Source organism: Thermomonas sp., assembly GCF_023953935.1.
In the GTDB taxonomy this organism is placed as follows: domain Bacteria; phylum Pseudomonadota; class Gammaproteobacteria; order Xanthomonadales; family Xanthomonadaceae; genus Thermomonas.
Genome location: NZ_JAMLIW010000010.1, coordinates 1 through 25,376 on the forward strand (window position 1 = coordinate 1; position 25,376 = coordinate 25,376).

Below are 25,376 nucleotides of genomic sequence, written 5' to 3' on the forward strand. Positions count from 1 at the left end.
TCGCGGCAAGCCTCAGGCATCCGCAGCGCCTCCCTCGATACTGGAATCCCGAATGTTCTTTCGCAACCTCACCCTGTTCCGCTTCCCCACCACGCTCGACCTCACCGACCTCGACCAACAACTCAACGACTGCGCGCTCAAGCCGGTTGGCGCGCTGGAACTGTCCTCGCGTGGCTTCATCCCGCCGATGGGCCAGCACGACGCCGCCTTTCAGCACGTTTGTGACGACGCGCTGTGGCTGACCGTCGGCGGCGAGGACAAATTGCTGCCCGGTGCGGTGGTGAATGACCTGCTGCAAAAGAAATTGGCGGCGATCGAGGAAAAGGACGGCCGCAAGCCCGGCGGGCGCACCCGCAAGCGGATCAAGGATGAGCTCATCACCGAACTGCTGCCGCGTGCGTTCGTGCGGCCGGTGCGCACCGATGCGCTGATCGACCGCCAGCATGGCGTGATCGCGGTGGATACCTCATCGCGCAAGGCGGCAGAGGCCGTGGTCTCGGAAGTGCGTCGCGCGTTGGGCAGCTTCCCGGCGCTGCCGCTGAATGCCGAAACCGCACCGCGTGCGATTTTGACCAGCTGGATCGCCGGCGACCCGTTGCCCGACGGCCTGACCTTGGGTGATGAATGCGAACTGCGCGATCCCACCGACACCGGCGCGGTGGTGAAGATCCAGCGAATGGACCTGTCCGGTGAGGAAATCACCAAGCACTTGGACGCCGGCAAGCAGGCCACGCGGCTGGCGCTGGTGCTGGATGACCACGTCAGCTTCGTGCTTGGCGAAGATCTGATCGTGCGCAAGTTCAAACTGCTCGACGGCGCAGTGGATCAACTGGAATCCAGCGGCGACGATGACATCGTGGCCGAGCTCCAGACCCGCTTCGCGCTGATGGCCGGCGAGTTCAAGCGCCTGTTCGGCGTGCTGGAGGCCGCGTTCCGGCTCAGTCAGGCGCAGTGACCCCGCAAGCCAGCGACGGTGACCCTCCATCGGCCAATCCAGCGCGATACACTCGCGCCATGCACGCCCTGTTCCGCCTGCTGTCTCCCACGCACAGTCCCGTGGTCCGGCAGCGTGAGCAGGTGGCATTCACCCTGGCCGATGGCCGCCGCATCGATGTGCTGCGCGTCCGCGACCCGCGTGCGCGGCGGATCAAGCTCAGCGTGGACGAGCGCGGCGCGCGGTTGACGTTGCCGCTGCGCGCCAGTCTCGCCGCAGGCGACCGCTTCGTGCACGATCACGGCGATTGGTTGCAACAACAGCTCGACCTGCATGTCAGACACGCCGCGCCGGCGTTGATCGTCGGGCAGACGATGGCCCTGCCTCTGCGCGGGGAAGACGCCCCCGTGACCTGGCGAACCGCGCGCGCGGCGCGACTCGATTTCGATGCCGCCGGTCAGCTGTGTTTCCGGTTTCCCGCCAGCGCCGGGCAGGCGGCCGTGCAGCGGGCGCTGCGCGACTTCTACGAAGCCCAAGGCCGGGCCGATCTCGGTCGCTGGCTGCCGCGCTACCTCCCAGGCTTGCCGCGGGTGCCGCGCCGTTTCACGTTCAAGCGCACCACCGGCCAGTGGGGTTCACTGGCGCACGACGGCAGCCTGTCGCTGGATCTGGCCCTGCTGCTCGCGCGTCCCAGGGCGTTCGAATATGTGCTGGTGCACGAATTGTGTCATTTGCTGCAGGCCAATCATTCGCCGCGTTTCTGGCGCGAGGTCGAAGCCAGATACCCCGGCTGGCGCGATGAACGCGAGTATCTGCGCCACGAGGGGCGTGGCCTGAAATCCCGCCTGCGCGCTCTGTTGGCCGGTTGAGCAGAGCATTTGCGTTTGCTTGGAAGTGTCGTTCCAAGCCGAGGTCCCCCGATGAACATTTCGACCCGCAGCGCGCTCGCGCTGGCCCTGTCCGCCCTGGTACTCACCTTGCCGGCGTGCAAGAAGGCCCGGGATGCCGCCGTCGATGCGGCGCTGGAGCGCGCCACCGGGGTCAAGGTCGATCGTGATGGCAACACCGTCACGGTCCAGACCGACGAAGGCCAAGCGCGGATCGCTTCCTCCGAGGACGGCGACAATCTGGCGCTGCCGGCCAGTTTCCCCAAGGACATCCAGCTGCCCGCCCAATACAAGCTGTCCAGCGTGATGGAATTGGGCGGGGCGCAGGTGTTGTCGATGACCACGCAAGAAGCGATGGGTTCGCTGTTCAACAGCCTGTCCGGCGGGATGGAGCGCAGCGGCTGGACCCGCGAACTGTCGGCGCAGACCGACGATGGCGGCACGCTCGGCTTCAGCAAGGGCGACCACCACGTGGTGTATTACATCGCGAAAAACGAAAACGGCAGCACCGATTTGAACGTCAACGCCACGACCACCACGCAGCAATGATGCCTGCCGGCGTCGGCTGGCCGACGCTGGCGGCAAGACGGTTCCGCGGGACCTGACACCGGCAGGCTCAAGATGTCTCAGGGCGGTTACGAGCAGATCCTTGCCGTGAGTCCGCGCGACGCGCGCTGGTATCGGCTGTCCGAACAGCTGATCATGATCTTCGGCGTGATGACGCTGCTGCTCGTGTTTTTCAGCCTCGTGCTGTGGGTCCAGGGTTCCGCGAAGGTCCCCCTGCGCCAGGTGTTGTTCCTGATCGGGCCATTTCCGCTTGCTTGCGCGCTCAGCGTCTGGATCCACAGGCGCATCGCCCGCCGGCATGGCCTGCTTTGAACGTTGCTGAATCCGCATTCCTGGCGCAGGTCATTGCTGGCGAAGAAACGGCGCGATCACCGCGGCCACCCGTGCCGGCTGCTGCATGTGCAGGTGGTGGCCGCCCGCCAGCACTTCCATTCGCCCCTTCGGCAGCGCGGCCACGCGCCGACGGCGTTCCGCGTCCGGCAGATAGGGCTGCGGCGGATCGGCGAACAGCACCAGCGTCGGACATTCGATGCCGGCGAGCAGGTCGTCTGCCTGCGCCTGGGTCATCCGCACCAGCGTCGGCAACGTCAGGCGTGGATCGCTGCTCCAGACGAAACCGCCGTCCACGGAGCGCACGCCGCGTTCAACCAGCAGCCGCAGCAACTCCGGTTCAAGTCCGGCGCCGGGGGCGCGCAAGGCGGCAAAACGCGCCTGCACGGCGCTGTCGATATCCGGAAACACGCGCAGATGCTTGCCCTTGAGCGCCCGCTGCGCGGCTACCGCCTCGTGCAGACGGGCGCCGGTGCGCTCCGGTGCTTCGGTCAGCACGCCCAGCGCTTCGATCGTCGCCAGTCGTTCGATCCGCTCCGGGCAGGCACAGGCCACCAGGCTGGCGATCGCCCCGCCCATCGAATGCCCGAGCAGGCGGAAGCGATCCCAGCCGAGCGCGTCTGCCGCATCGAGCACGCTGGCAATGCTGCCGGCAAAGGAATAGTCGCCGCCGGCGCCCAGATGCGCGCTGTGGCCGTGGCCGGGCAGGTCGATCGCCACCAGTTCGACGGCGCCCAGATGCGGCGCCAGCGGCAGGAAGCTGGCGGCGTTGTCGAGCCAGCCGTGCAGCGCCAGCACGCGCGGCCCTTTCCGGTCGTTGGACAGGGCGGCAAGTTCGCCCAGCGGCGTACGCAGGGAAAACGCGCGCATCAGGACCACCCCGCGTCGCTGCGCGCCAGCTTCGCCAGCACATCGGCGTGCATCGGCGAACCGTTCAGGCAGCGGATATAGCGCAGCGTTTCACCGCCGGCCGCGCGGAAAGCTTCGGCGTTTTGCAGCGCGATTTCCTCCAGCGTTTCCAGGCAATCGGCGGCAAATCCCGGGCACACCACGTCGACCGTATGCACGCCTTGCCGGGCCAGCTCCTGCAGCGTTTGCAGGGTGTAGGGCTGCAGCCAGCGCTCCGGCCCGAAACGCGACTGGAAGGTGAGCAGAAGGGCATCGCGCTCCACCCCGAGCGCGTGCGCAATGGCCTGGGTGCTGGCCTCGCACTGGGCCGCATACGGGTCGCCGGCGCGCACCAGCCGCTCGGGAATGCCGTGGTAGGACAGCAGCAGCCGCTGGCCACGCCCGTGCTCGGCGTGGAAGGCGCGGATCGACGCGGCGATGGCGGCGGCCCAGTCCGGATCGGCGTGGTAGTCGTGCAGCAGTTCCACCCGCATTCCGGACCCGTGCATCGCAATCGCATCGGCCATGCTGGCCGTGGTGGTGGTGGAATACTGCGGGTACAGCGGCAGCACCCGCACCCGGCGCACGCCGCGCTCGCGCAGTGACGCCAGCGCCGCGGCCAGCGGCGGTGTGCCGTAGCGCATCGCGTAGCCCACTTCCCGATCCGGCAAGCGCTCCTGCACGGCCCGCGCCAGCGCGGCAGTGTGGACCGCCAGCGGCGAACCGCCGTCCAGCCAGATGCTGGCGTACTTGTGTGCCACCTTCGGGCTGCGGCGCGGCAGGATGACCCAGCGCAACAGCGGCCGCCACAGCCAGCGCGGGATCTGGACCACCCGCGGGTCGGACAGAAATTCGCGCAGATAGGCAGACACCGCCGCCGGCGTGGCCGCGGCCGGCGTACCGAGGTTGGCCAGGAGCAGCGCCGGCGGTACTTCAGAAGAAGGAGGCATGTGCATAGCATCGCATGCGGGGCGCGCTCACCCGCAGCTGCGTGCCGCAACGCCCGCGCAAACACCATCATTCCGATCGGAACAACGGTGACACCCGTGCCTCATTGCGGCCGCGGCGGGCCCGCCGCCGTGGCCGCAAATGGGCGAATTCCGGTTTACTTGCGCGCGGTCAGGATCGGCGTCAGGTAGTCGGGACGGCCTTCGATGCGCTCCAGGTGCGGGTAGCGCAGGCCGTCGTGGTAGTCGATCCGCACCGTGCGGTAGCGGTCGAATTCCTTGACCAGCAGTTCGATCGGCGCGGTCGTGCCCTTGGCCGCCTTGACCGCGTCTTCCAGCACGTCCTGCGAATACGCCTGGCCGTTGACGGCGATCACGCTGGCGCCGCTGCCGAGCCCGACATTGAACGCCGGACTGTCCCAGCGCACGTCGGAAATGGCGCCGTCCTTGCCGATCATCAATCCCAGCGAATAGACGAAATCAGCGCCGCCCCAGCGCGGGCTGGCGCTGCCCTTGGCGTAGGCGCTGGGGGTGTCCTTGAACACCAGCCGCCAGCCGGCCGCCTCGATGCCGCCGGTCAGGCCGACGCGGCCGTCGAGACGCTCGCGCAGGAAGCTCTTCCAGTCGTGCGGATAGACCGCGTTGAGCGTCGCCACCACGTCGTCGAAAGTGTAGGTGTTCTGCACCTTCCACTCGCCGTCGTTGACGCCGAAGAAGGCGCGGGCGAAGTCATCCAGCGACTTCTTGCCGCCGCTGCCAGCGCGGATCAGCGCATCGGCTTCCAGCCAGATCATCTGGCCGCCGGAGTAGTAGTCCTCGCTCATCTGGTAATTGCGATAGGCGAGCGGGGCGCGGCTGGCGATGATCGGGTCGTTGGTGGTGTCCTGCACATTGCGCCAGCTCAGGCCCGGGCGGTTTTCCGCATAGGTCGCGGCGACCAGCGCCAGCGCGTCGATCGAGGCCGGCAGCGGGCGCATGCCGCTGCGCGCGGCCAGCACGTTGCCCCAGTACTGGGTCTGGCCTTCGTAGACCCACAGCAGGCTGTCCTGCATCGGCACGTTGAAGTTCGGCGTCCACAGATCCGCCGGGCGGCGGTATTTGCCATTCCAGGAATGGGTGAACTCGTGCGCCAGCAGATCGCTGAACCCGACCTTCTCCTTCCAGTCGGTGAAATAGCCGGTCCCCATCCCGTTTTCACTGGAACGCTGGTGTTCCAGGCCGTTGCCGCCCATCTGATCGGACAGCGAGAACAGGAACTGGTAGTGATCGAAATGCTGGGCGCCGAACAGCTTGAACGCCTGCGCGACCATGGCACGGTGGATGTCCACCTGCGCCGGCTTGGCCTCCAGATACTTGGCCGCGTCGGCCACCACGCCCAGCCGCACCGGGCGCGCGCTGCCGGTCGGGGTCAGGTCGATCTGGCGCGCGTAGCGGCCGGCGTACACCGGCGAGTCGGCAAGGATGTCGAACGGCACGTCCTCGTAATTGACGGTATTGCCGCTGCGGCCCTCTTCGTGCAACGCGGTGAACGCGGTCCAGCCGGCCGGATAGGTGACCCGGGTATCGAACATGATCCGGGACATGTAGTGCCCGGCCGGATACAGCGCGGTGGAAATGAATTGCAGGTTGAGCATGTTCGGCGTCATCACCACCCGCCCCTGGCCGGGGCCGGTGGCGGTAAGGAAATCGAACTCGACCACGACCTCGGTGGCGCCCTCCGGCACGGTGATGTGGAAGGCGGCCACGTTCAGCGGGTCGCGCTTCCAAGCCAGGGTCTGGCCATTGGCCTTGAAGGTGATGCCGGCCAGCTTGTCCAGTGACCCCCGCGGCGTGTGCCCGCCGGGAATCCACATCGGGTAGAGCAGGGTCAATTCACCGGGCGTGGCAGGAATGGTTTCGCGCACCTTGAAGATGCGCTGGTTGAGATTGGTGGCGTCGACTTCGAGCCGGATCGTGCCGGGATAGGCCACGTCCTGCGGCGGCTGGACCGCGGGCGACGCGTATTGGGCGTGGACGCCGGCGCTGGTGGCCATCAACAGCGGCAGGGCGAGCGGCAGCAGGCATTGGCGGATCATGGGTGGCTCCGTACGCGGGTCAAACCACCATCCTAGTCGCCGCGGCTGGCGGCTTCCTCTGCCGAAAGCCATGCAAGCCCGGTTCATGCAGGCTCTGGCAGGATGAGTCACCCCATTCAGGAATACCCCATGCGCGCTCTGTCGCTGTGCCTCCCGGTTCTCCTGCTGTCGGCCTGCGCCGGCCAACCCGCCGCGGACGCGCCGGCCGCGAGCCCCACGATGCAGGCCTGCAACGCCGAAGCAGCCAGCGGTCTGGTGGGCCAGCCGGCCACGCCGACCAATGTCGAAGCCGCCCGGCTTGCTGCCGGTGCCGCCAGCGTGCGCGCTCTTGGCCCCTCCGATCCGATGACCCTGGATTTTCGCGGTGACCGCCTGAACGTCATCAAGGACGCCGCTGGCGCGATTGCCCAAGTGCGCTGTGGGTGATGTGCTGCGGGTGATGCGCGGCGGCTGAATTCGAACATCTGGCCCGATCGGCCACGGGGCCGGCGCGTCTCAGGCCGCAAATGCGTCCGTTGCCAGCCACAGGGCGTGCTCGCGCACGTCTTCGGGCCAGGCCAGCAGCAGGCTTTCGAAACGCCCGGCCTCGCCGGCGAACAGGGCGCGAGCGGATTCCTCGAACTCCGGAGCGTCGCCGACCATCTCCAGCAGGAACCGGTACGTCGCTTCCTGCGCGGCGCGCCGGCGGTCGCTGCCGGCGCTGACCTTGCGCGCCGCGTCCACCAGCCGCCGCAGCGCCACCGAGGCGCCGCCGGGCTGCGCCGCCAGCCAGTCCCAGTGTCGCGGCAGCAGGGTCACTTCGCGCGCCACCACGCCCAGCCTCGGGCGCCCGGGTCGGCGCTTTTCCGCGGGTTTGCCCGCGCCTGCGAGCGCCGCCTCGGGCTGTTCGATCAGACGCAGGAAATCGGCCGCCGGCAGTTCCAGCGGCAGCTCCAGCGCGCGCCCGGTGGCATCTTCGAACACCCGCAGCGGCCGCTCCGGGTGAGCGTCGTAGGCCTGTTTGGCCTTCATCGCCACGTGCCGAAGTTCGCCGGTGGCGATCCGAACCGAACTGGAAAACGCGGTGCTGCGCTGAGAGGGGTTGAACATGACGGCCTCCAGAGTACGACGTCACATTTTACCCGGATAAATCATGAAATCAACTCAACGCCCGGATTCCACCGCGATGAACTGCAGGAACTCGGTGCGGGTGCGGGCATCTTCCTGGAAGCTGCCGAGCATTCGCGATGTCACCATGCCAACGCCCCGCTTGTGGATGCCGCGGGTGGTCATGCACTCGTGCGCGCCGATCGCCACCACGCCCACGCCCAACGGCTGCAGCGCGCGCTGGATGCAGTCGGCGATCTGCGCGGTCATCTTTTCCTGCACCTGGAACCGCTTGGCATAAGCCTCGACCACCCGCGCCAGCTTGCTGATCCCGACCACCTTGCCGTTGGGCAGGTAGCCGATGTGGACCTTGCCGATGATCGGCGCCATGTGGTGCTCGCAGTGGCTTTCGAACTGGATGTCGCGCAGCACCACCATGCCGTCGTAGCCGCCGACGTGCTCGAAGGTGCGCTGCAGGTAATCGTCCGGGTCGAGCGAATAGCCGGCGAACCACTCGCCGTAGGCATCGACCACCCGCCGCGGCGTGTCCAGCAGGCCCTCGCGCGCGGGATCATCGCCAGCCCATTTCAAGAGCGTGCGCACGGCGTCTTCGGCCTGGCTGCGGGTGATGTCGTGGCGAATCTCTTCGGTCATGGGTGTCCTCGCAAATGATCATGGTAGCGCGCAGGTCGCGCTTTCCCCTTCAGCGTGGACAATACCCGCTGTGCCGGCAAGAGCGCGTGGCGAAATGGGCGAAGATCGAATCCAGCGGGTATCCCTGCGCGCGCGCGTGATGGATGCCGACCGCGCCGCGGCGCTGATTGCACCCGCCGCCACGGTGGCGATGAGCGGCTTCACCGGCGCCGGCCATCCCAAGGCGGTGCCGCAGGCGCTGGCGCGGCGGATCGAGGCTTCCCACGCCGCCGGCACGCCGTTCAAGATCAACCTGTTTACCGGCGCTTCGACCGCGCCCGAACTCGACGGCGCGCTGGCCCATGCCGACGGCATTGCCCTGCGGCTGCCGTTCCAGAGCGATCCGGAGGCGCGGCGGCGGATCAATGCCGGCCAGATGGAATATCTCGACATGCACCTATCGCATCTGCCGCAGGAGGTGTGGTTCGGGTTTCACAACGCGATCGACGTTGCCGTGGTGGAAGTTGCCGCGATTTTCGAAGACGGCAGCTTGCTGCCCACCACCTCGGTTGGCAACAACAAGACCTGGCTGGACCTGGGCCAGCGGATCATCCTGGAAGTCAACGCCTGGCAGCCGCTGGAATTGCAGGGGTTGCACGACATCTATTACGGCACCGCGCTGCCGCCGCAGCGCCAGCCCATTCCGCTGATCCACGGCGACGACCGCATCGGCCAGCCCACGCTGCGCTGCGATCCGGAGCGCATCGCCGCCATCGTCCTGACCGACGCGCCGGACCGCAGCAACCGCTTCGACCCGATTGACGACGACTGCCGCCGCATCGCCGGGCACTTGATCGAGTTTTTGCGTCACGAGGTCGCGCGCGGACGGCTGCCGGCGACACTGCTGCCGATCCAGTCGGGCGTGGGCAATATCCCCAACGCGGTGCTGGCCGGACTGGCCCAGGCTGGGTTCCACGATCTGGGCGCGTTCACCGAAGTGATCCAGGACGGCATGCTCGATCTGCTGGAAGCGGGCGTGCTGCGCTATGCCTCGGCCACCGGCTTCAACTTCAGCCCGCAGGCCGAAGCGCGCTTCCGCGACCGCCTCGGCTCCCTTCGCAACCGCATCGTGCTGCGTTCGCTGGGCATCTCCAACCATCCCGAGCTGATTCGCCGGCTGGGCTGCATCTGCATGAACGGGATGCTGGAAGCCGACATCTACGGCAACGTCAATTCCACCCATGTCATGGGTTCGAGCATCATGAACGGCATCGGCGGCTCCGGCGATTTCGCCCGCAATGGCTTTCTGTCGATCTTCATGAGCCGTTCCACGGCACGCGGTGGCAGCATCTCCACGCTGGTGCCGATGGTCAGCCATGTCGATCACTGCGAGCATGACGTCGCGGTGCTGGTGACCGAACAAGGCTTGGCCGACCTGCGCGGGTTGTCGCCCAAGCAGCGCGCGCGCCAGATCATCGCCCGCTGCGCGCACCCGGATTATCGCGATGCCCTGCGGGACTACTTCGACCGCGCCTGTCGGGACAGCCGCGGCAAACACACGCCGCATCTGCTGCGCGAAGCGCTGTCCTGGCACCAGCGCTGGTTGGAGACGGGAACGATGCGCACGCCATGAATTGGGTCTATCTCGGGCTCGCCATCGTGGCCGAAGTCATCGCCACCTCGCTGCTCAAATCCAGCGAAGGTTTCACCCGGCTGTGGCCGTCGCTTGCGGTGATCGTGGGCTATGGCGCCGCGTTTTTCTTCCTGTCGCTGACCTTGCGCGCGATCCCGGTCGGGGTTGCCTACGCGATCTGGTCCGGCGTCGGCGTGGTGCTGGTCACGCTGATTGCCTGGCTGGCCTTTGGGCAGAAACTGGACTGGCCGGCGCTGGTCGGGATCGCCCTGATCGCCTGCGGCGTGGTGGTGCTGAACCTGTTCTCGCGAACCTCGTCGCACTGAGCATTTGGCGCGTCGTCAGCCCTCCGTTCGCGCCAATGCCGCTTCGATGGCCGGCGCCGACGTCAGGCTGCCGAAGCAGGACTGCCGCCCGCCGCCGAGCCGGCTGGCGCACCAGGATTCGGCCAGCGGATGACCGGCGCGCAGCAGGGTGGCACCTTGCAGCAGCAGCGCCAGCGTTTCCACCAATCGCCGCGCGTCGGCCTGCTCCAGCGGGCCTTGCAGCCGCGCGTCCGCTTCCGCCAGCGCGGCGTTGAAGTGCGCGCTGTGGCCTGCGGCCTGTCCAAGTTCAGCCATCAGCGCGGTGCGGGTTTCCGGCTCGCGGCCCAGCGCGCGCAGCACGTCCAGGCACTGGATGTTGCTGCAGCCTTCCCAGATCGCGTTGAGCGGCGACTGCCGGAACAGGCGCGGCATCTGCGATTCCTCGATGTAGCCGAGGCCGCCAAAGCACTCCTGCGCCTCGGCGGCCACCAGCGAAGCGCGCTTGCACACCCAGAACTTGCCGATTGCCGTGGCCACCCGCGCCAGCGCGGCGTCGTGGGCATCGCGCGGCGCGCGGTCGACCGCACCGGCCACCCGCAGGGCGAGCGCGGTGGCGGCTTCCGATTCCAGCACCAGATCGGCCAGCACGTTGCGCATCAAGGGCTGGTCGACCAGTCGTTTGCCGAATGCGCTGCGATGGTGCGTGTGATGCAGCGCCCGCCGCAGCGCCATGCGGATCAATCCGGCCGAACCGAGCATGCAGTCGAGCCGGGTCAGCATCACCATTTCCAGGATGGTGGCGACGCCGCGGCCTTCCTCGCCGATCAGGAATGCCCAGGCGTTTTCGAATTCGACCTCCGAAGACGCATTCGACCAATCGCCCTGCTTGTCCTTCAAGCGCAGCAGCCGCAGCGCGTTGACGCGGCCGTCGGGCCGCCAGCGCGGCAGCAGGAAGCAGCTCAGCCCGCCCGGCGCCTGCGCCAGCACCAGAAAGCCGTCCGACATCGGCGCCGAGAAGAACCATTTATGCCCGACCAGTGCATATTCGCCTGCGGCCGCCAGTGGCGTGGCCAGGGTGCTGTTGCTGCGCACGTCGCTGCCGCCCTGTTTCTCGGTCATGCCCATGCCCAGGGTGATGCCCTGCTTGGCATCGATCGGGACGAAGCGGGCGTCGTAATGCGGCGCGGCGGCCTTGACGGTCCATTCGTGCAGCGCCGTCTCGCGCTGCAACACCGGCACCGCCGCGTGGGTCATGGTCAGCGGACAGCTGCTGCCCGGTTCGCCCTGGTAGTGCAGATAGCTCAGCGCGGCGCGGGCCACGTGCGCGCCGGGCTCGGGCTGCGCCCAAGACAGCCCGGCGACGCCGTGGGCGATGGCCGTACCCATGACTTCATGGTAGGCGGCGTTGAACGCGACGCGATCCTCGCGGCGGCCATAAGCATCGTAGGCAATCAGCCGCGGACGATCGCGGTGGGCATCATCGGCCAATTGCAGCAGGCGGCCCCCGGCCAGTGCGCCGTAAGCTTCCAGCCGGCCGCTGAACGCCAAACCGCCTTCGCGCACGACCGCCTCGCGCAGGCCGGGATCGTCGGCCCAGAGATTGCACGCCGGAAACGGCGGCGGCTGGTTGTCGACGTGGTGGGTCTGGAAGCGGTCTTCGGACATGGCGCAGCTCCTGCGATCCAGAGCATTGTGCACTGGCGGCGCGGCGGATGGCTCAGGCCGGCGGCTCGGGCAGGCCGGGCGCCGGCGCCTCCGGAACATCTTGCACCTCGCGCAGGCTGCGTTCGATGGCGCGGGTGCGCACGCCGGTCTGCTCGATCTGCCGGCTGGCCTGATCCAGCTTGTCCTTCACCTTGTCCAGCACATCGCCGAACTTGCCGAATTCACTCTTGGCCTTTTCCAGCACGCGCCAGACTTCCGCCGAGCGTTTTTCGATGGCCACGGTGCGAAAGCCGACCTGCAGGCTGGTCAGCAGCGCCAGCAGGGTGGTGGGGCCGGCAACGGTGATGCGCTGCTCGCGCTGCAGGCTTTCAAACAGTCCGGGGCGGCGCAACACTTCGGCGTACAGGCCTTCGGTGGGCAGGAACAGCACTGCGAACTCGGTGGTGTACGGCGGCGCCACGTACTTGCTGCGGATCCGCTTGGCCTCTTCGCGCACGCGACGCTCCAGCGCGTCGCCGGCATTGCGGGCATCCTCGGCGTCGGCGCGGTCCTGGGCGTCAAGCAGGCGCTCGTAGTCCTCGCGCGGGAACTTGGCGTCGATCGGCAGCCAGACCATGCCGCCGTCGTCGCTGCCGGGAAAGCGGACCGCAAACTCCACCCGCTCGCTGCTGCCGGGCACGGTGGCGACGTTGCCGGCGTATTGCTCCGGGGCGAACACCTGTTCCAGCAGGCCGGCCAGCTGCACTTCCCCGAAGATGCCGCGGGTCTTCACGTTGGTCAGCAACCGCTGCAGGCCGCCCACGTCGGCGGCCAGCTTGTTCATGTCGCCAAGGCCCTGATGCACCTGGGCCAGCATCCGGGTGACGTTGCCGAAGCTTTCGGTCAGGCGGGTTTCCAGCGTGGCGTGCAGCTTTTCGTCCACGGTGGCGCGCATCTGTTCCAGCTTTTGCGCGTTGTCGGCCTGCAGCGCCGCCAGCTGCGCTTCCAGCGTGGCACGCATTTCGCCAATGCGCTGTTCATTGCGCTGGGTCAGCTCGCCCAGCTTGGTGCCCAGGACATCGGCGTGACGCTGCTGCTGTTCGGCCAGCTCCAGCCGGGCCTTGCGGGCATCTTCGGTCAGGGCGTCGCGCAGCTCGCCAAGGCGTGTGTTGGTGGCGGTGGTCAATTCATCAAGGCGCGAATCCGTGCGCGTGGCCACCGCCTGCAACTGGCCGCCGAAGCCGTCGATGCGCTGGCTTTGCTGCAGCATGAAGCTGTCCAACTGCCCGCGCAGCTCCTCGCGGCCGCCGCGCTGTTCCTGACGCAGCAGCGCGCCGATGCTGTCGCCAATCCGCTCCTCCGGCCGCCGCAGCAGCAGGATCAGGACGATGGCCACGGCCACGACCAACAGCGCAATCAGCAGGACGGTTTGCATCTCCATCCCCGCAGTTTAGCCAGAGCGCGTCGCAAATCCCGCGACAACTGCGCCCAAGCCACCGAGACCCGGAACACCCAGCCAATCAGTGCGGTCCCCGCCTGCGCCAGCGTGCCCCACAGCAGCACGCGCACGGCACCCCTCCAGCCGCCGCCGCCGGCAATCCGTTCGGCCACGTAGCCCAATACCGCCAGCAGCAGCAGGGAGCTGGCCACCATCACCACGGCAAGGCCAGGCGCCCGCCACAGCCAGCCCAACAGCACCGGCGGCAGCGCGCCGACGGTGAACGCGGCAGCGGAAGCAAGCCCGGCCTGGATCGGCCGGGCCCGGTGGGTGTCGTTGATCCCGACCTCGTCGCGCAGATGCGTGCCCAGGTCATCGTGGGCGGTCAGCTGCACCGCGACCTCGTGCGCCAGCTCCGGCGTCAGGCCGCGCTGGATGTAGATGTCGGTCAGTTCCTCCAGCTCCAGCTCGGGATGCTCGCGCAGGGCGCGTGATTCGATCCGCATGTCCGCATGTTCGGCGTCCACCTGCGAACTGACCGACACATACTCGCCCGCCGCCATCGACAGCGCCCCGGCCACCAGCCCGGCCAGACCGCTGAGCAAAATGGTGGACGGATGGGCCTGGGCAGCGGCCATGCCCAACATCAGGCTGCTGGTGGAAATCAGGCCATCGTTGGCACCCAGCACCGCCGCCCGCAGCCAGCCGCTGTTCTGGCTGCGGTGGGGTTCGTGATGGTGGGAATGGTCGTCGTCACTCATGGCTGCCGGTCGCTGGGTCGAGACACGGGCCGACTCCCGCGTCAATCGAATGGTAAACGCTGCGAACCCATGCGGCCTTGATTCAAGGCAACGTCGAAAAAAACAGCATCCCCGAACATCCGCCTACTCGTCATGCCAGATGTCGTGGGCATCCACGAGAACGCGCAGCCGTGCCTCCTCGGCATCGGCGCGGGCGGCGGCCTCCTCGCCGGCAATCTGGCCATGCTGGCGCTGCACCAGCAGCCATTCGGCAAGGGCGGTTTCGCCCAGCTCCCATCCGCGCTTGACCCGGCGGGTGGCCGAAGCGCTGGCCAGCAGCGCGGCGTGCCGGGCCTGCCATTGTTCGGCCAGATGGCTGGCGCGGGTTACGGCAAGCACGGCCGCGTGGCTGATCTCGCGCCGCATCGTGGAGGCATCGCCATGCAGCGCCGCCGCGTTGGCCGCTTCGGCCTCGGCCAAGGCGGCGCGGCGACCGCCGCCCAAGGGAATGCTCAGCACCAGCCCGGTCACCTGTTCCGCGCCGCCGCGCTCGCTCAGACGGCGCAGACCCAGGCTGGGATCGGCAATCCGATCGGCGCGCGCACGTGCGGCCAAAGCATCGCCGCCGCGCGCATCGGCTTCCAGCGCGCCGACTTCATGGCTGCGGGTGATGATGCGCTCGATCCACGCCTCCGCTGCCCCGGGCAGGCCAAGCGGTGCCTCCACGTCGGGCGCGCGCTCGGGAATCGGCAGGCCGGGGAAATCGCTTTGCATCGCCAGCCGCGCCGCCGCCTGCGCGGCCTGTGCGGACAACTGCACGGCCTGCGCCTGGGCACGCTCCACTTCCAGCAATTCTAGGTCCTTGCGCGCCGCGTCGCCCAGCGCCACCCGGCGCGCCAGACCGCGATATTCCTGGTCGTACAACGCGTATTGCTCGGTGCTGCGCCGCACCGCATCGGCGGCACGCAGCCACGCCATCCAATCCTCCAGCAGCAGCCGGGCCGCCTGATGCCGGGCGTCCTCCAGCCGCAATTCCGCCGCCGCCACGCCGGCCTCACCGATCTGGCGATCCAGCCGCGCCTTGCCGGGCAGGCGGATCGCCCGGCTCAAAGTGATTTCAGATTCCGAAAACCGCTGCCGGCCGCCGAATTCATCAGTATTGCGGCGCTGCGCGACGATGTCGAGTTGGAACTCGTGCTCTCCCACCCGGCGCGCCCGCGCGTTGGCCTGGGCCGCGTCCAGGCGCGCCCGCGCGGCGGCCACATCGGGCTGGACGTCGATCGCCGCGTGCACCGCGGCGTGCGGCGGCAACCACTGCTGCGCTGCCGCGCTTGCTGACAGCAGCCACAGCCCGCAGGCAAGCATGCGTTTGTTCATCCCAGTTTCCCCACTGCCAGCACCGGCTCGACCCACCAGCGCACCTCGTGGCCATCCACCTGCTGCCGCAGGAGATTCAAAACCGACTCCACCTGCTCCTGCGGCAGCAGCATCCACAGCACGCGCCGCTGCACCCGCCCGCGCACTTTCTCGGCGGCCGAGGCGCGGGAAAAATCACTGCCGTGGCCCTCGGCGTGCAGCAGGGTGAAGCCAGGCACCCCGGCACCTGCCACGATGGCCTCGGTCAGGGCATCTTCCAGCCTCGGCGGAAACAGCAGCACCAGGCGCACGTGCATGTTCATGCGTTCTCCTGCGGATCGATGCCGTAGCGTTGGAACAGGATCGGCAGCAGCAGCAAAGTCAGCGCGGTGGACGTCACCAGCCCGCCGATCACCACGATGGCCAGCGGCCGCTGGATCTCCGAGCCCGGCCCGCTGGCCAGCAGCAGTGGCACCAGCCCGAGCGCGGTGATGCTGGCGGTCATCAGCACCGGGCGCACCCGCTGCAGCGCGCCGCGGCGCACCACCTCGGTGATCGGCAGGCCAGCCGCGTGCAGCTGGTTGAAGCAGGTCACCAGCACCAGTCCGTTGAGCACGGCAATCCCGAGCAGGGCGATGAAGCCGACTGCGGCAGGCACCGACAGGTATTGCCCGGACGCCCACAGCGCGAGGATGCCGCCGACCAACGCGAACGGGATGTTGCACAAGATCAAGGTGGCCTGCCGCAGCGAACCGAAGGTCATGAACAGCACCAGGAAAATCGCCGCCAGCGCCAGCGGGATGACCAGCCCCAGCCGCGCCGCCGCGCGCTGCTGGTTTTCGAACTCGCCCCCCCATTCCATCCGATAGCCGGGCGGCAGCCGAACCTGGCGCCCCACCGCCGCCCGGGCCTCTTCGACGAAGCCCACCAAGTCGCGCCCATCCACATTGGCCTGGACCTTGGCGTAGCGCGCACCCTGCTCCCGTTCCACGCTGACCGGGCCGGTGCTGGCCTTGAGCGTGGCAATGGCCGCCAGCGGAATCTCGCCGCCGTCGGGCAGCGCGATCCGCAGCTGCCGAAAGCGCAGCTCGGACATCCGGATGTCGGTATCGCCGCGCACCACGATGGGGGTGCGCCGATCCGTCTCCAGCACGCTGCCCGCGGCGATACCGTCTATCTGTGCGCGCAGTTCATCCTGCACGTCGGCCACCGCCAAACCGTTGCGGCCGGCGGCGATCGGGTTGATTTCGACTTGCAGGTAATCCACGCCCTCGCTGGCCTGGGTGATCACGTCCTGCGCCCCGCGCAGGCGTTCCACCACGCCTGCGGTCTGCTGCGCCAGCGTGCCCAGCGTGGCCAGATCCGGCCCGAAGATCTTGATCGCCAGATCCCCTCGGCTGCCAGTGAGCATTTCCGAGATGCGCATTTCGATCGGCTGGGTCAGGCCCGAATCGATGCCCGGAAACCCCGCCAGCACCGTGCGCAGCTGGTCGGCCAGCCAGTCCTTGTCGGGCCGCCGCCACTGCGATTTGGGCTTGAGCTGCAAGACCATGTCGGTTTCATTCAGCCCCATCGGATCCAGGCCCAATTCGTCCGAGCCCACCCGCGCCACGATGTGCTCCACTTCCGGCAGCTGGGCCTTGATCGCGCGCTCCACCGCCAGATCCAGCGCCAGCGAGCGCTGCAACGAGATCGCCGGAGCCTTGGCCAGCTGCACGGCCAGATCGCCTTCGTCCATGGTTGGCATGAAGCTCTTGCCCACCAGCAGGTACGCCACCGCGCCCAGCGCAAGGGCGACCAAGGCCGGAATCAGCGCACGCCGGGGCCGTTCCAGCACCGCCTCCAGCAAAGGTCGGTAAAGCCGGTGGACCTGTCGCATCAGCCAAGGTTCGCGGTGCGACTGCTGCCCCAGCAACAGCGAGGCGAGCACCGGCACGAAGCTCAGCGACAGCAGCAGCGAAGCACCCAGCGCAAAGACAATCGTCAGCGCCACCGGCGCGAACAGCTTGCCTTCCAGCCCCTCCAGCGTCAGCAGCGGCAGGAAGGTCAAGGCGATGATTCCCATGCCCGCCGCGACCGGAACCGCCACTTCGCGGGTGGCGGCAAACACCCGGTGCAGGCGTGGCAAATGCGCGCTGCCGGACTCCGGATCCAGCCGGGTGACGGTGTTTTCCACCACCACCACGGCCGCATCCACCAACATGCCGATGGCAATGGCCAACCCGCCCAGGCTCATCAGGTTCGCGCTCTGGCCGGTCAGGGACATCAGCAGGAAGGTGAACAGCGCGGCAAACGGCAGCATCAGCGCCACCACCAGCGCGGCGCGCAACCCGCCCAGGAACAGCAGCAACAGCACGATGACCAGCAGCGTGGCTTCCAGCAGCGCGTCTTGCACGGTGGCAACCGCCCGTTCGATCAGCTGGCCGCGGTTGTAAAACGGCACCACCTGCACGCCCGGCGGCAGGCTGGGCTGGAGTTCCTGCAACCTGGCCTGGGTGGCGTGCACCAGCTGCGACGCGTCGGCTCCGCGCAGCGCCACGACAATGCCCTGCACGGCTTCCTCCCGGCCATCGCGGGTGACCGCGCCGTAGCGGGTCATGGCTTGAACGCGAACCTGGGCCAAGTCCTGCACCCGCAGCGGCGGCGTCCCGGGCTTGACCACCACGTTGCCGATGTCGGCTTCGTTTTGCAGTGCCCCCTCGACGCGAATCACCAGCGCGTTTTCACCCGTGTTGATGCGGCCCGCGCCATCGTTGCGGTTGTTGCGCTCGAGCGCCTGCGCCAGATCCTGGAAATGCAGGCCGTTGGCCAGCAGCCGCGCGCGGTCGGGAATGACCACGTAGCTTTTGGCTTCACCGCCCAGCACATTGACATCGGCCACGCCGGGCAGGCTGCGCAAGGCGGGACGAATGACCCAATCCAGCAGGCTGCGTTTTTCCTGCAGGCTCAGGCCCGCACCTTCGACGGTGAACATGAACACGTCCGACAACGGCGTGGCGATCGGTGCCAGCCCGCCGTCCACGCCGGCCGGCAGCGCCTCGGCCACGCCGGCATAGCGCTCCGTCACCTGCTGCCGCGCCCAGTAGATGTCGGTACCCTCCTTGAAATCGAGGGTGATGTCGGCAATGGCGTATTTGGCCGTGGATCGCAGCATCACCGCGCCGGGCACGCCCAGCAGCTCCCGCTCCAGCGGTGCCACCACCCGGCTTTCCACTTCCTCCGGGGTCATGCCCGGGGCTTTCAGGATCAGCTTCACCTGGGTGGGTGAAATGTCCGGATAGGCGTCGATCGGCAATTGCAGGTATGCACGCAGGCCAGCGCCGGCCAGCACCAGCGCGGCCAGCAGAACCAGCAGGCGCTGGCGCAGGGAAAACGCCACCAGACGGGTGAACATGGCCTCAGCGCACCGGGGCCAAGGTCTTGAGCAGATTGCCGCCGGTGGCGGCCACGCCCATGCCCGCTTTCAAGCCAACGCCCTGAACGACCGCACGCTGACCATCGCCGCCCAGCAGCCGCACGCGCAGGCCGCGCCAGGCGCGTCCTTCCTGCACATAGAGCACATGGCCTTCGCCGTGCTGCAGCAGCGCCGATGCCGGCACCTCCACCGCATCCGCCGGTGCCTTCAGGTGCAGACTGGCTTCCAGCTGCTGGCCCGGCAGCAGGCCGGCACCGGCATCGAGCTGTGCCCGCACCCGCAGGCCCTGCGCACCGGCATCGGCATCACCGCCCACCGCGACAACCTTGGCCCGGGCACCGCCGGGAAGCTGCACCGAAAGCCCCGGCGCGACCGCATCGCGCAACGCCAGCGGGACATTGAACTCCACGTCGAGCGCATCGCCTTCCAGCAGGGTGAAGACCGAGGCCAGCGCCTCCAGCGCCTGTCCGGGTTTCACCGCCCGATGCAACACCCGCCCGTCTTGCGGTGCCAGCAATTCGAATTCCCCCGGCACGCCGCCCCGGGCCGGCCGCAGCTGGGTCAACTGGGTGCGGGCCTGGGCCACGCTGGCAGCGGCCATCGCAGCCCGCGCCGCACTTTCCTGCGCCCGCGCCTGCGCAATCAATCCTTCGCGCAGCAGCTGCGCATCGCGCCCGGCCTGCTGGCGCGCCAGTCCGGCCTCTGCGCTGGCGCGCACCCATTCGGCCTGCACCGCCACCAGCTCGCGGCTTTGCACGCGCAGCATCGGCTGCCCGCGCCGCACCTGCTGCCCCTCATCCACCAGCACCCGGGTGATGACGCCGGCATAGGGCAACGTCACCTCGGCGCTGGCCGACAGCGGCGCAGTGACCTGCGCCGGCAGCCCGGTCACCGGCACCTCGGCAGCAGCCACGGTCTTGGCCACGGTGATGCCAAGGTTGCCTTGCTGCGCTGCGCTCAGCTGGATCCGCCCTTGGGCATCCGGCTGCGGCGCGGCTTCAGGCGTGGGTTCGGGGTTACCACCACAGCCGGAAACAAGAAACGTGCCGGCAAGAAGCAGGAGGAAAACTTGACGCATGCGGGGATCGTGCTGGCAGGGTGCGCGCAGTGTGGCGGGCGAAACTTAAGCCATCCTTTGGATGGCCCTGAGCATCGCCAGCCCGGCGCCGTCAGTCCGGTGCCGTCAGCCAGCTCATCCCTAGACCTGGCGCAGAATGCCAAGTCGGGCCCGCAGTTCGCCGGCTTCCAGCACGAACCCGACCTGCAGACCCAGCGCTTGGGCCATCGCATTGACCAGCGCCAGTCCCAGCCCCGCGTGGCGAACGTCGCCATCGCGTTCACCGCGCCAATGGCGTTCGCCGAAGTGGGCAATGTCCTGCGGGGTGAGCCGGCTGGCGCGATTGCAAACCTCCACCTCCACACCCGCGTTGACTTGATGCAACTGCACCTGCACGCTACCGCCGGCGTCCCCGTATTCGAGGGCGTTGAGCAACAGGTTGGCGGTGATGCGCTCCAGCATGCCGGCGTCGCTGATCACCCACGCCTCGGCCGGGATGCGCAGGTGGATGCGATCGGGCCCGAATGTCGCCGCCTGCTGCCGCAGCAACGCCGCCAGGTCGAGTGGGTCGGACTGCGGCAATTCCTGCCCCGACTCGAATCGCGCCAACGCCAGCAGGGCCTCGATGCCGCGCTGCATGCGCGCCCCCGCCTGCCGGGCCTGCAACAGCCCGTGCCGCAGGGCCTGCGGATCGTTCTGTGCCAACGCGCGCTCACTGGCAGCGCCAATCTCCGCCACCGGCGTGCGCAGCTCATGGGCCACGCTGCGCGAAAACCGGCGCTCGCGTTCGGCCATTGCCCAGGACGTGCGCAGCGCATCGTGCGCGGCCTGGACGAAGGGCCGCAACTCCACCGGGGTATCGGGCAGGGCCCCTTGCGGCGGCCCATCGTGCGGCAGGCGTTCGGCCTCACGCGCCATGTACGCAAACGCCTGCCGCAGCAGCAGCAGGCACAACAGCACGGCCGCCACGATCGCCAGCACCAGCCCGGTCACCAGGACCCGATGCATCTCGCGCCCGGTGCTGTCCCAGCTTTCGCGCTCGGTCGCCACCAGCAACCGTCCGCCGGCAAACGCGCCGTGGCGCAGCGTCACCTGCCGGTAGCGCCCGTTGTGACCATCGGGCAGACGGCTGTTGCCAAACCCGTCCCGCCGCTGGCCTGCGGGGATCCGCAGCGGATGGGTGCCGCTGTTGAGCGAGGCCATGCGCAGCGTCCCGTTGCCATCGAAGACCGCGAAAAACTCGGTATGGCCGGCGATATCCCAAGCCGGCAGCACCGCGCGGTGCGGGTCGGCTTCGTCTTGCAGCTGCTGGGCCAGCGAAGCCGCACGCGCAGCCAGCACCTGATCCAGCTGGTGCAGCATCGCCCGGTCCACCAGCACGTCCAGCGCGAGGAACAGCCCCCCCAGCAGCAAGCCGAACGCCAGCACCAACTGCCACAGCAGCCGCGTGCGCAGCGACCATCCGTGCGGCTCAGTCGATGGCATAGCCAAAACCGCGCCGGGTCTGGATGGGGTCGCCCGCACCGGCTTTCGCAAGTTTCGCGCGCAGCGTACTCAAGATCACTTCGACCACCTTGTCGGACGATTCACTGCGGCTGTCATACAGGCGATCGAAAATCGCGGCGCGCGACAGCACCCGCCCGCGCTCGCGCAGCAACAGCTCCAGCAGGGCATATTCCTTGGGCGACAGCTGCAAGTCGTGGCCCTGCCAGCGCGCGCGCCGGGCCGGCGTGTCCACCTGCAACGCTTGCCAACGCAAGACTTCGCCGCCGCCTTCCTGCGACCGCCGCGCCAGCGCACGCACCCGAGCCAGCAGTTCATCCAGTGCAAACGGCTTGACCAGATAGTCATCGGCACCGGCGTCCAGCGCCGCGACGCGATCGGCCACGGTATCGCGCGCCGACAGCATCAACACCCGGGTCGGTGCGCCCGACTGGCGCAGCGCTTTCAGCACGTCCAGCCCGTCACGCCGCGGCAGCATCCAGTCCAGCACCAGCAGGTCATAGCGGCGATCGGCCAGGTGGTGGAGGGCCACCACACCATCGGCCGCATGGTCACAGACATGGCCCTCGCCGGTGAGCGTGGCCTGCAGGGTGTCGGCCAGCGTGGCGGAGTCTTCGACGATCAGCACGCGCACGGCGGCCGACCCGGCTCAGTCCAGCACGCGGCAGAACACCGCCTTCAGATAGCGTGACTCGGGCACCTGCGCCAGCCACGGATGATCGGGGCCGGCGCCGGCGACCTTCAAGATCTGCACGGTGCGGCCGGCGTAGAACGCGGCGCGGCGCAGCATGTCGAGGAACTGTTCCTCGCTGACGAGGCCCGTGCAGCTGAAGGTGGCGAACAGCCCGCCCGGCTTGACCACGCCCAGCGCGAGCTTGTTCATGTCGAGGTATTTCTTCAGCGCATTGATGACCTGCTCACGATCGCGGGTCATCTTCGCCGGGTCGAGTATCACCACGTCGAACTGCTCGCCATTGATCGCTGCGTCGCGCAGCCACGGGAAGATGTCGGCCTGGATGAAGCGCGGCTTCACGTGGTTGAGGCGCGCGTTGTCCTTGGCGATCTCCAGCACCGCCGGATCGATGTCGATCCCAACCACCTCGCTGGCCCCGCGCGCCGCCGCATACACGCCGAAGCCGCCGGTATTGCAGCACAGGTCGAGCACGCGCTTGCCGGCGCATTGCTGGCTCAGCCATTGCCTGTTCTCGCGCTGGTCGGCGAAGAACCCGGTCTTGTGCGCGCCGGCCGGATCGGCGCGGAACTGTATGCCGTATTCGCTGACGGTGGCAGGCGCGGTGCCTTGGGTGTCCTTGTAATCGAAGCTTTCCTGCTTCTGCACGTGTTCATCGGCAAAGCTGTGGAAGCGGCAGCCGGGGAAGTGCGTGCGCAGTGCATCGAAGATGATCGAACGCTGCCGCCACGCGCCGGCGCTGAAGAATTCGACCACCAGCAGGTCGTCGTAGCGATCCACCACCAATCCGCTGATGCCATCGCCCTCGCTGTGGACGACGCGCCAGGCATTGCCGACCTCGTCCAGCTTCAGGATCTCGCGGCGCAGCCGCACCGCCTCGCCGATCTTGCGCACGAACCAGTCGGCATCGACGGCCACATCCGGATCCTTTTCCAGCATCCGCAGCGCGATCCGCGAATGGCCGTTGTAGAAGCCGCGCCCGATCCATGCGCCATCCACGCCGACCACGTCGACAATGCTGCCCGGCTTGGGCTTTTGCGCGGGCTTTTCCACCAGCCGCTGGAAAATCCACGGATGGGTCGAATTCCAGGCGTTCTTGAGGTGGATCTGGGGCAGCAGGTCGGCCATTGCGGCGTTCATCTTTTTCGCTGGATTTCGTGTATTGTCGCGCAAGAAGGGGAGTAACCCTACGCGCAGACGTCGTCAAGACGGGCCATAAGCCCCGGCGCTGCGGCAGGCCGACCGCCTGTGGGTGAGACCTTCGCCGATTGGCGAAGCGTGCCCCTTCCTTGCCTCCCGCATGGACACGTCCGTCACTCACGAAGGCGGAGTTGGCATGCAAACAATCGGGACACCCTTGCTGTGGCTGGTGTTCGCCGGCGTCACCTTGCTGGCGCTGGTCGCGGATTTTGCGCTGATGCGGCACGGCGGGCCGCACAAGGTCTCGTTCAAGGAAGCCGCGTGGTGGAGCGTGGGCTGGGTCGCGCTGGCAATGAGCTTCAACGCCTGGCTGTGGTGGCACACCGGGCAACGTCTGGGCGCGGCAGTCGGCAACGAAATCGGGATGGAGTTCCTGACCGGCTATCTGGTGGAAAAGGCGCTGGCGGTCGACAACATCTTCGTGTTCCTGATGTTGTTCAATTATTTCGCGGTTCCGGAGCTGCAGCGCCAGCGCGCGCTGGTGATCGGCATCCTCGGCGCGATCGTGCTGCGCGCGATCCTGATCTTCGCCGGTGCGCTGCTGCTGCAGAAATTCCACTGGCTGTTGTACATCTTCGGCATCTTCCTGCTGGCGACCGGCGTCAAGATGTGGCGCGCCTCCGGGCAGGGGCCGGACCTGAACAGCAACCCGGTGCTGCGCTGGCTGACCGCCCACGTCCCATTCCTGCGCCGCTACTACGGCAGCGCGCTGTGGATCGGCCACGGCACGCGCCGCAAGTTCACCCCGCTGTTGATCGTGATCGTGATGCTGGGCGTCACCGACGTCATTTTCGCGGTGGATTCGATCCCGGCGATTTTCGCGATCACCACCGACCCGTTCATCGTACTGACCTCGAACGTGTTCGCGGTGCTCGGCCTGCGTGCGATGTTCTTCCTGCTGCAGGGCATGGCCGATCGATTCCATCTGCTGCCCTATGGCCTGGCGCTGGTGCTGGTCTTCATTGGCGCGAAGATGCTGCTGATCGACGTTTACAAACTGCCGGTGCTGCTGGCGCTGGCGGTGGTGGCAGTGATCATCGGCAGCACGATTGCACTGAGCCTGCTGCGACCGGCGCCCGCGCCCGCAGGGCGTTGACGCCGGGATCGCGGTGCGCCTACGCCGCGAGGCAGGTTCGGTCACTTGCTTGCATTCGCGCGCGCGCCGCCCCACATCAAGGCCATGTCGCCGCCACTGACCGCCGCCGCACAGAAACAGGTCGACCGCCGCCGGATGCGGCGTGCGGTGGTCGCCAGCGGGCTGGGAGTTGCGCTGTTGTGGCTGTGCTTCGGGCTCCAGCAGACCTTCGACTGGACCTTTTTGACGGTAACGCCGCAGTCGCCGGAGGGCTTGCTCGGTCTGCTGACCGCACCGCTGTTGCACGGCTCGTTCAAGCACATCCTCGCCAACAGCGGCGCCTTGTTCCTGCTGGGAACCCTGTCCGGGATCGTCTATCCGAAGGCCACCCTGCGCGCCTTGCCGCTGCTGTGGCTGGGCTCGGGGCTGGGCGCCTGGCTGCTGGGCGAACCTGATTCCCATCACCTGGGCGCCAGCGGGATCGGCCACGGCTTGATGTTCCTGGTGTTCGTGCTCGGCCTGCTGCGCCGCGACCGTGCTTCGATCGCGGCCGGCATGATCGCGTTCTTCCTCTACGGCAGCATGCTGTTGACGATCTTCCCGCGCGAGGTCGGGGTGTCCTGGGAATCGCACCTGGGCGGCGCGCTGGCCGGGATCCTGGCGGCCTTCCTGTTCCGCCGCAGCGATCCGCTGCCGGCACGCAAGAAGTACAGCTGGGAAATCGAGGAAGAACTGGAACGCCAGCAGGCGCAGGCCGGCTTCGATACCTTCGAAACCCGCGCCCCCGACGACGTGCCGGTGATCTGGCATCGCGATGGCGGGACCGAGACCACCGGCAACGTGCTGCCGTTCAAGCGCACGGGCGACTGAATCGCGGTTGTGCTGGCGTTGCGAGTGCGACGCGTATGCTGGCGACCCTTGCCCGGTGCCGCATGCGGCATGCCGGCGTTGCATCGACTTGCCTGCATCCGA

General features: G+C 67.9%; 23 protein-coding genes and 1 pseudogene. 9 read left to right on the plus strand and 15 right to left on the minus strand.

The annotated features are described in order from the left end of the window. The first annotated feature begins 52 nt into the window (after positions 1-52). The 4 genes from M9902_RS10815 to M9902_RS10830 all read left to right on the plus strand — a co-directional run bounded on the left by M9902_RS10815 (position 53) and on the right by M9902_RS10830 (position 2,700). Positions 53-955, plus strand: a complete 903-nt coding sequence (locus M9902_RS10815; RefSeq protein WP_297222927.1) for a recombination-associated protein RdgC — start codon at positions 53-55, stop codon at positions 953-955. A 59-nt stretch (positions 956-1,014) separates the two neighbouring features. Further along, the gene (locus M9902_RS10820; RefSeq protein WP_297222928.1) at positions 1,015-1,803 is read left to right on the plus strand and encodes a SprT family zinc-dependent metalloprotease; all 789 of its coding nucleotides are present in this window, start codon (positions 1,015-1,017) and stop codon (positions 1,801-1,803) included. Between the two features lie 51 nt (positions 1,804-1,854). Then, positions 1,855-2,370 carry a hypothetical protein gene (locus M9902_RS10825; protein ID WP_297170318.1) on the plus strand — a complete coding sequence of 172 codons (516 nt, stop codon included), beginning with the start codon at positions 1,855-1,857 and terminating at the stop codon, positions 2,368-2,370. 105 nt (positions 2,371-2,475) lie between these two features. Beyond that, positions 2,476-2,700: a hypothetical protein gene (locus M9902_RS10830; protein ID WP_297222931.1), complete on the plus strand. Its 225-nt coding sequence runs from the start codon at positions 2,476-2,478 to the stop codon at positions 2,698-2,700. Positions 2,701-2,730: 30 nt separating this feature from the next. Here M9902_RS10830 and M9902_RS10835 read toward each other — a convergent pair whose 3' ends face one another. The 3 genes from M9902_RS10835 to M9902_RS10845 form a co-directional block, all read right to left on the minus strand. Next, a complete protein-coding gene (locus M9902_RS10835) occupies positions 2,731-3,588 on the minus strand; it encodes an alpha/beta hydrolase (RefSeq protein WP_297222932.1) in 858 nt (285 codons plus the stop codon). Continuing rightward, entirely contained in the window at positions 3,588-4,556 is a 969-nt protein-coding gene (gene hemH, locus M9902_RS10840; RefSeq protein WP_297222934.1) for a ferrochelatase, read from the minus strand. Before hemH ends, M9902_RS10835 begins: the two co-directional genes overlap by 1 nt. 155 nt (positions 4,557-4,711) lie before the next feature. Then, positions 4,712-6,628, minus strand: coding sequence for a M61 family peptidase (locus tag M9902_RS10845; protein ID WP_297222935.1), 1,917 nt, complete (start codon positions 6,626-6,628; stop codon positions 4,712-4,714). Positions 6,629-6,757: 129 nt separating this feature from the next. On the opposite strand from M9902_RS10845, the gene M9902_RS10850 reads away from it, so the two are divergent. Continuing rightward, the gene (locus M9902_RS10850; RefSeq protein WP_297222937.1) at positions 6,758-7,054 is read left to right on the plus strand and encodes an I78 family peptidase inhibitor; all 297 of its coding nucleotides are present in this window, start codon (positions 6,758-6,760) and stop codon (positions 7,052-7,054) included. A 69-nt stretch (positions 7,055-7,123) separates the two neighbouring features. Here M9902_RS10850 and M9902_RS10855 read toward each other — a convergent pair whose 3' ends face one another. Then, positions 7,124-7,717: a DUF2239 family protein gene (locus tag M9902_RS10855; protein ID WP_297222939.1), complete on the minus strand. Its 594-nt coding sequence runs from the start codon at positions 7,715-7,717 to the stop codon at positions 7,124-7,126. A 54-nt stretch (positions 7,718-7,771) separates the two neighbouring features. Further along, a complete protein-coding gene (gene folE, locus M9902_RS10860; protein WP_297222941.1) occupies positions 7,772-8,368 on the minus strand; it encodes a GTP cyclohydrolase I FolE in 597 nt (198 codons plus the stop codon). Between the two features lie 94 nt (positions 8,369-8,462). Here folE and M9902_RS10865 point away from each other — a divergent pair, with 94 nt between their 5' ends. Continuing rightward, a complete protein-coding gene (locus M9902_RS10865; protein WP_297222943.1) occupies positions 8,463-9,980 on the plus strand; it encodes an acetyl-CoA hydrolase/transferase family protein in 1,518 nt (505 codons plus the stop codon). After that, a complete protein-coding gene (locus tag M9902_RS10870) occupies positions 9,977-10,306 on the plus strand; it encodes an SMR family transporter (protein WP_297173804.1) in 330 nt (109 codons plus the stop codon). Before M9902_RS10865 ends, M9902_RS10870 begins: the two co-directional genes overlap by 4 nt. 15 nt (positions 10,307-10,321) lie before the next feature. On the opposite strand, the gene M9902_RS10875 is transcribed toward M9902_RS10870, so the two are convergent. From M9902_RS10875 to M9902_RS10920, 10 genes and pseudogenes are all read right to left on the minus strand, one after another. After that, on the minus strand, positions 10,322-11,950 hold the full coding sequence (locus M9902_RS10875) for an acyl-CoA dehydrogenase family protein (protein ID WP_297222945.1): 1,629 nt from the start codon (positions 11,948-11,950) through the stop codon (positions 10,322-10,324). A gap of 52 nt (positions 11,951-12,002) precedes the next feature. After that, a complete protein-coding gene (gene rmuC, locus M9902_RS10880; RefSeq protein WP_297222947.1) occupies positions 12,003-13,370 on the minus strand; it encodes a DNA recombination protein RmuC in 1,368 nt (455 codons plus the stop codon). 53 nt (positions 13,371-13,423) lie between these two features. Continuing rightward, positions 13,424-14,128 (minus strand): annotated as a pseudogene (locus tag M9902_RS10885) (VIT family protein); the annotation flags it as partial. A gap of 123 nt (positions 14,129-14,251) precedes the next feature. Continuing rightward, positions 14,252-15,484 (minus strand): TolC family protein, encoded by a 1,233-nt coding sequence (locus tag M9902_RS10890; RefSeq protein ID WP_297222950.1) that lies wholly within the window; start codon positions 15,482-15,484, stop codon positions 14,252-14,254. Further along, on the minus strand, positions 15,481-15,786 hold the full coding sequence (locus tag M9902_RS10895; protein ID WP_297222952.1) for a DUF3240 family protein: 306 nt from the start codon (positions 15,784-15,786) through the stop codon (positions 15,481-15,483). The genes M9902_RS10890 and M9902_RS10895 overlap by 4 nt, the downstream gene beginning before the upstream one ends. After that, entirely contained in the window at positions 15,783-18,857 is a 3,075-nt protein-coding gene (locus M9902_RS10900; RefSeq protein ID WP_297222954.1) for a CusA/CzcA family heavy metal efflux RND transporter, read from the minus strand. The genes M9902_RS10895 and M9902_RS10900 overlap by 4 nt, the downstream gene beginning before the upstream one ends. Before the next feature lie 4 nt (positions 18,858-18,861). After that, positions 18,862-19,956, minus strand: coding sequence for an efflux RND transporter periplasmic adaptor subunit (locus tag M9902_RS10905; protein ID WP_297222956.1), 1,095 nt, complete (start codon positions 19,954-19,956; stop codon positions 18,862-18,864). Positions 19,957-20,076: 120 nt separating this feature from the next. Then, on the minus strand, positions 20,077-21,420 hold the full coding sequence (locus tag M9902_RS10910; protein ID WP_297222958.1) for an ATP-binding protein: 1,344 nt from the start codon (positions 21,418-21,420) through the stop codon (positions 20,077-20,079). Further along, a complete protein-coding gene (locus tag M9902_RS10915) occupies positions 21,407-22,072 on the minus strand; it encodes a response regulator transcription factor (RefSeq protein ID WP_297222960.1) in 666 nt (221 codons plus the stop codon). The genes M9902_RS10910 and M9902_RS10915 overlap by 14 nt, the downstream gene beginning before the upstream one ends. 15 nt (positions 22,073-22,087) lie before the next feature. Continuing rightward, on the minus strand, positions 22,088-23,257 hold the full coding sequence (locus M9902_RS10920; RefSeq protein ID WP_297223095.1) for a class I SAM-dependent rRNA methyltransferase: 1,170 nt from the start codon (positions 23,255-23,257) through the stop codon (positions 22,088-22,090). 208 nt (positions 23,258-23,465) lie between these two features. Here M9902_RS10920 and M9902_RS10925 point away from each other — a divergent pair, with 208 nt between their 5' ends. Continuing rightward, positions 23,466-24,425 carry a TerC family protein gene (locus tag M9902_RS10925; protein ID WP_297173795.1) on the plus strand — a complete coding sequence of 320 codons (960 nt, stop codon included), beginning with the start codon at positions 23,466-23,468 and terminating at the stop codon, positions 24,423-24,425. A gap of 84 nt (positions 24,426-24,509) precedes the next feature. Beyond that, positions 24,510-25,274: a rhomboid family intramembrane serine protease gene (locus M9902_RS10930; RefSeq protein ID WP_297222961.1), complete on the plus strand. Its 765-nt coding sequence runs from the start codon at positions 24,510-24,512 to the stop codon at positions 25,272-25,274. Positions 25,275-25,376: the final 102 nt, after the last annotated feature.